The organism is Massilia timonae CCUG 45783 (genome assembly GCF_000315425.1).
Lineage (GTDB): Bacteria > Pseudomonadota > Gammaproteobacteria > Burkholderiales > Burkholderiaceae_D > Telluria > Telluria timonae.
The window spans coordinates 1-6,225 of the sequence record NZ_JH992922.1; the positions used below are offsets into that span (position 1 = coordinate 1).

General features: G+C 68.5%; 5 protein-coding genes. All 5 read right to left on the reverse strand.

The genetic code is table 11. The features are described from left to right. Positions 1–784: tryptophan synthase subunit alpha (trpA, locus tag HMPREF9710_RS00005; RefSeq protein ID WP_005662681.1), on the reverse strand; the 784-nt coding region annotated here is incomplete at its 3' end. A 77-nt stretch (positions 785–861) separates the two neighbouring features. Beyond that, complete coding sequence (trpB, locus tag HMPREF9710_RS00010) at positions 862–2,118, reverse strand: tryptophan synthase subunit beta (RefSeq protein ID WP_005662684.1); 1,257 nt, start codon at positions 2,116–2,118, stop codon at positions 862–864. Beyond that, entirely contained in the window at positions 2,084–2,794 is a 711-nt protein-coding gene (locus tag HMPREF9710_RS00015) for a phosphoribosylanthranilate isomerase (RefSeq protein ID WP_005662686.1), read from the reverse strand. The genes trpB and HMPREF9710_RS00015 overlap by 35 nt, the downstream gene beginning before the upstream one ends. Before the next feature lie 20 nt (positions 2,795–2,814). Beyond that, complete coding sequence (gene truA, locus HMPREF9710_RS00020; RefSeq protein ID WP_005662688.1) at positions 2,815–3,615, reverse strand: tRNA pseudouridine(38-40) synthase TruA; 801 nt, start codon at positions 3,613–3,615, stop codon at positions 2,815–2,817. Beyond that, the coding region (locus HMPREF9710_RS00025) for a motility hub landmark protein FimV (RefSeq protein ID WP_005662690.1) at positions 3,612–6,225 on the reverse strand (2,614 nt) is incomplete at its 5' end. The genes truA and HMPREF9710_RS00025, both read right to left, overlap by 4 nt.

Here is a 6,225-nt window from a genome sequence, read left to right on the forward strand (position 1 = left end):
CGGTGCGGATGCCGGAGGTGAAGCTGCGGACGGCCTCCACGGCCTCGCTTGCGGGGTGCGCTTCGATTTCCTGGATGATGCGGCTGCCGATCACGACCGCGTCCGCCACCTGCGCCACCGCCTTCGCGGTCGCGCCGTCGCGGATGCCGAAGCCAACGCCGATCGGCAGCTTCACGTGTTCGCGGATGGCGCTCACGCGGCGCGCCACGTCGTCGGTGTCGATCGCGCCGGAACCCGTCACCCCCTTGAGTGAGACGTAATAACTGAAGCCGCCGCCGTACTGGGCCACCTGCTTCACGCGCTCGGTGGTCGAGGTCGGCGCCAGCAGGAAGATCAGGTCGAGGCCGTTGTCGCGCATGGCGGCGGCAAAGTCCGCGCATTCTTCGGGCGGGTAGTCGACGACGATGGCGCCGTCGGCGCCCGCCTCTTTCGCGCAGCGGATGAATTCAGACTGGCCGATGCGCTCGATCGGGTTGGCGTAGCCCATCAGCACGACAGGGGTGCTGGTGTCGGTCTGGCGGAATTCGCGCACGAAGGCGAACACGTCCTTCAGGCCGATATTGAACTTGAGCGCGCGCTCGCAGGCGCGCTGGATCACCGGGCCCTCGGCCATCGGGTCCGAGAACGGCACGCCCAGTTCCAGGACGTCGGCACCGCCCGCCACCAGGGCGTGCATCAGCGGCACGGTCAGTTCGGGGCCGGGGTCGCCGGCGGTGATGAAGGTCACCAGGGCGGTCTTGTTCTGCGCCTTGAGTGCGGTAAAAGTGGATGCGATGCGGGACATGCTGTTCTTCCTTTGTAAAAGTCACGGATGGTGCGGTGCTCCGGCCGCGTACGGCCGGAACAAGACGGAACTGGATCTCAGCTGAAATCCATTCCCATCCGCTGCGCCACCGTGTGCATGTCCTTGTCGCCGCGGCCCGACAGGTTGACCAGGATGATCTTGTCCTTCGGCAGGGTCGCCGCCAGCTTCACGCCATAGGCGATCGCATGCGACGATTCCAGCGCCGGAATGATCCCCTCGATGCGGCAGCAGTCGTGGAAGGTCTGCAGCGCCTCTTCATCGGTAATCGACACGTATTGCGCGCGTGCCGAATCCTTCAGCCAGGCGTGTTCCGGACCGACGCCCGGATAATCCAGGCCGGCCGACACCGAATGCGTCTCGATGATCTGGCCATTCTCGTCCTGCAGCAGATACGTGCGGTTGCCGTGCAACACGCCCGGCAGGCCAGCCGTCAGCGAAGCCGCATGCTTGCCCGAACCGAGCCCCTCGCCCGCCGCCTCGACGCCCACCAGCTGCACGCCCGGCTCGCCGATATACGGGTAAAAGATGCCCATCGCGTTCGAGCCGCCGCCAATGCAGGCGACCACATAGTCTGGCTGGCGCCCCGCCATGGCCGGCATCTGCACGCGGCATTCCTCGCCGATCACCGACTGGAAGTCGCGCACCATCATCGGATACGGATGCGGGCCCGCCACCGTGCCGATGATGTAGAAGGTGTTTTCGATATTCGTGACCCAGTCGCGCATCGCCTCGTTGAGCGCGTCCTTCAGGGTCTTGGAGCCCGATTCCACCGGCACCACGGTCGCGCCCAAGAGCTTCATGCGGTACACGTTCTGCGCCTGGCGCTTGACGTCTTCCGCGCCCATGTACACCACGCACTCCAGGCCGAAGCGCGCGCAGATGGTGGCGGTGGCCACGCCGTGCTGGCCGGCGCCGGTCTCGGCGATGATGCGCTGCTTGCCCATGCGCCGCGCCAGCAGGGCCTGGCCGATCACGTTATTGATCTTGTGCGCGCCCGTGTGGTTCAGGTCTTCGCGCTTGAAATAGACCTGGGCGCCGCCGGCCAGCTCGGACCAGCGCCGCGCGTGATACACCGGCGACGGACGGCCGACGAAGTGGGCCAGCTCGTAGCGGAATTCCTCGAGAAATTCAGGATCCTGCGCGTACTTCGCATAGGCCTCGTTCAGCTCGGCCAGCGCGTGCGACAGGGTTTCGGCGACGAAGCTGCCGCCATAGGGGCCGAAGTGCCCGACCGCATCGGGCAGGGCGTAATCCGGGGTCTTGAACAGGGGCGCAGCGTTAAGCTGGGCCGTGATGGTGTCTTTGGTGGTCATGGTGCGACTCGCTATCGATGGTGGCATCGGCTGCCCGCACCGCCGCCACGAAGGCGGCGATCTTGCGGGCATCCTTGATCCCCTTCGCTTCCTCGACACCACTGCTGATGTCGACGGCAAAGGGACGAACACGTTCGGTCGCCTCAAGGACGTTGTGTACGCTCAACCCACCACTCAAAACGACCCGAGGCGCGAGCTCTTTTGGAATAAGAGACCAATCGAAGACCTTTCCTGCGCCGCCGTAAGCATCCACCCAGGTGTCGAGCAGGAGGCCCGAGAACCATGGACTGGCGGCGCGGTATGCAGATTCGCATTCTAGCAAAGCCGCGGGCGGCGTGTCAGGCTTGATGCGGTAGGCGCGCACGAAAGGCCGCTCTACTTCCGCCGCGATGGCGGCGCACTCCTCGGCCGTTTCGTCGCCGTGGAACTGGATCAGCCCCAGCGGCATGCTGCCTGCCACCGCGCGCACCTCGTCCAGGGTCGGGTTCACGAACAGCGCGACGCCGCTCACGAACGGCGGCAGGATCGCGCACAGCTCGGCCGCGCGCGCCGGCGTGATGTAGCGCGGGCTTTTCGGATAGAAGACGAAGCCGAGCGCGTCGGCGCCCTGCTCGACCGCCGCGCGCAGGTCTTGCTCGCGGGTGATGCCGCAGATCTTGATACGGGTACGTCGCATGGCTATTCCTGGAAAATCGATCACAGCCACGGCAGGGGCGTGGCGTCCTCCTGCGGCAGCTTCCACTTCGGATCGTACTCGATCTTCGCGAAATACAGGCCGTCCGGCATGAAGGTCGGCGCGGCGGCGTCGCGCGAACGGGCTTCGAGCACCTCGCGCATCCACGCCGGCTCGTTGCGGCCGGTGCCGATATAGATCAGCGAGCCGACGATATTGCGCACCATATGGTGCAGGAAGGCGCTGGCGCGCAGGGTGAACACGATGATGTCGCCATGGCGCGCGATGCTCACCTCGTGCATGTCCTTCACCGGCGTGTTCGCCTGGCAGCCGCTGGCGCGGAAGCTCGAGAAATCGTGGGTGCCGATCAGGTGCCGCGCGCCTTCGCGCATGCGCTCGACGTCGAGCGGACGGAACACCCACCCTGCCCGCCTGGCCAGCAGCGCCGACGGATTCGGATGGTTGTAGAGCACGTAGTGATAGGTGCGCGAGCGGGCCGAGAAACGGGCGTGGAAATCCTGCCCTTCCGCGTCGGGCTCCACCACGGCGGCCCAGCGCACCACGATCGACTCGGGCAGGAAGGCATTCACGCCGCGCACCCACGACTGGGCCGGGCGCGCCAGGTCGGTATCGAAATGGACGACCTGCTCGATGGCGTGCACGCCGGCGTCGGTGCGGCCGGCGCACGTGGTGTGCAGCGGGACGCAGGCGAACTTCTCCAGCGCGATCTCGAGACGGTCCTGGACGGTGTTTCGTTCCGGCTGTTTCTGGTAGCCGTTCCAACCGGTGCCGATGTACTGGACACCCAAAGCGATACGGGTCACGCCAGCAGTTCCCTCATCGCGCTGGCCTTGCCGACCTGTTCGGGATTGCCGCCCTTGATGACTTCGTCCAGCAGCTCGCGCGCGCCTTCCTTGTCGCCGATCTCCTGGTAGGCGATGGCGAGATCGAGCTTGGTTTCCATCTCCATGTGCTCGGGCGACATCTGGCCCGGCTCGGATTCCACCGCGCCCAGCTCGGTCGCCGCGGTCGCCGCGGGCTGCGCGGTGGCAGGTTCGGGCGGCAGGTCGAGGTCGAACTCGGCCAGGTCGAACGATGGCGCGGCCCTGTCGTCGGCCGGCGCCGATGGGGGAGCCGAAGCAGGTTCGAAGGCGTCGCGCGCCGACACTTCCTGCGGCGCCGGCACTGGCGCCGGGGTCTCGGGCAGGTCGAACATGTCGAACGGATCGTCGACGCGCGCACCGAAGTCCTTCGGCTCGGCGCCGCCTTCCGCGCGTGCTTCGCCCGGCGTGCCGAAGTCCATGCTGTCCAGGTCGAACAACGGATCTTCCGATGCGCTTGCCGCGGCGGCAGGACGCGCCGGCGTTTCGTCGAACGCCGGCGTCACAGGCAGGGTTGGCGCGGAAAAGTCCATGGCATCGAGGTCGTGCAGCGGATCGGCCTGCGCCACGGTCGGCTGCGGAGTGCTGCCCGGCAGCGGCGGCAAGCCCTCGAAGTCCTTGGCCAGGCCGGCCATGTCGACCGGGGTCGCCTGCACCTGCGACTGCGGCGACAGGTCGAGCGTGAAGTCGTCGTCATCGTCGACCGTGGCCGCGGCAGCCGCTGGCCGGGAGGTCGCCCCGGTGCCGAAGTCCATGTCGAAATCGAGGTCGTTCGCATCCGCCGTGCTCTTGACCTGCTCTGGCGCGCTGCCTGGCGGCGCGAACGGCGCCATGTCGAATTCCAGGTCCGGCACGGCGGTCGCATCCGGGTCAGGACGGCTGGCCGCCGGCGGCGCCGTGTCGGCATTCGTCACCGGCTCGAACGTCAGGCCGCCGAGGTCGAAGTCGAGCGTGTTGTCGTCGTTGCGGGTTTCGGTGCGTGCCTCCGGGGCCGGCTCGGCCTGCGGCGCGGCCGTGCGATCCTCGTCGTCCTTGGCCAGGGCCACGGCGGCAGCGCCGGCGGCAGCGCCAGCAGCCACGCCGGCCGCGGCGCCCGCGCCCACCGACGGGCCGCCACGGAAGGCGTCCTCGAACTGCTGCGACAGGATCGCCTGCTGGTTGCGTTCCTGCGGCGACGGCGTCGGGGCCGCGGCCGGGGCGGCGTTCGCATACAGCGGATTGGTCGGGTCCAGGCTCAGGCCCAGCGCCGCGGCCTGGGCCCATTCGTCGCCCTGGCCGCCGGTGAAGGCATGCAGCTCGCGCGCCTGGGCTTCGAAGGCGCGCAGGTCCTTGCGGGTGGCGTAGATCTCGAGCAGCTTAAGGCGCACCGGATGGCGTTCCGGATGGACGCGCAGCGCCTCTTTCAGGATTTCCTCGGCCTGGGCGTCGCGGCCATAGGCGATGTAGACGTCCGCTTCGGCGACCGGATCGACCTCGTTGGTGTCGAGCTGGCTGGCCGATGGCGCGAAGCTGGAATTGAACACGCTATTGTTCGTGTCCACGCTCTGGCCGCCGGTTTCGGCGAACAGCGAGTGGGCGCTGGCGCCGGGCACGCCCAGCACCGACGGTTCGGCCGGCGGGGGCTTGACCGCTTGCGCGTTGCGCTTGCGGCGCTGGGAGATGCCGAGCGCGGCCAGCAGCAGCACCAGCGCGCCGGCGCCGATGTAGAGCATATTGTCCAGGATGGTGTCGACCAGGTTTTTTTCCGGCGGCGGGGCCGGCTTTGCCGGACGCGGGCGCGGCGCGGGCTTGGCCGCCGGCTTCTCGGCGGCGGTCGCAGCCGCAGCCGCAGCGGCAGCGGCGGCCTGCTCGGCTTCGGCGCCTGAGCGGCTCGGCACCGTCATCAGGTTTTCGAGTTCGTTGACGTTGCGTTCGAGTTCCTTCACGCGCGCCTCGGCCTGCGCCAGCTCGCGCTCCTTGGCCACCGTATCCTCGACGCTGGCGGTGCCGTCGTCCGGCGCGCCGGCCGCGCCGGGCGTGGCCTTGGACAGCTGCAGCTTGTCCTGCGCTTCGCTGACGGCGGTCGGCTGCTGCTCGACGCGGGCGGTGACGCGACCGCTGGCGCTCTGGCCGCCCTGCGGCGTGGCGCTCGGCGCGCTGCTGGCCACCTGGCCGGCCAGCTTGTTGCGGTAGGCGTCGAAGTCGGCCGCATGGGCCACGACCACGCCGCGCGCCTCGCCCTGGCTGGCGCCGCCGCGCACCGAATCGGCGTCCGGGATGCTCAGGATCTGGCCCGACTTCAGGCGGTTCATATTGTTGCCAATGAAGGCGTCGGGATTGGCGCGGTACAGCGCGACCAGCATCATGTCGAGCGAGATGTCGGCCGGCTTGACGTCGAGCGCGATGCCGCTGAGCGTGTCGCCGCGGCGCACGCGGTAGCTGTCCTGCGCTTCGCGCGCCTGGGCTTCGCGCGCCTGGCGTTCGGCGCCGCGGCGGGCGGCGGCGATGCGCGCTTCTTCAGCAGGCGCCGCAGCCGCTGGCGCGGCAGGCGTGGTCGATGCGCGCGGCGCGGCG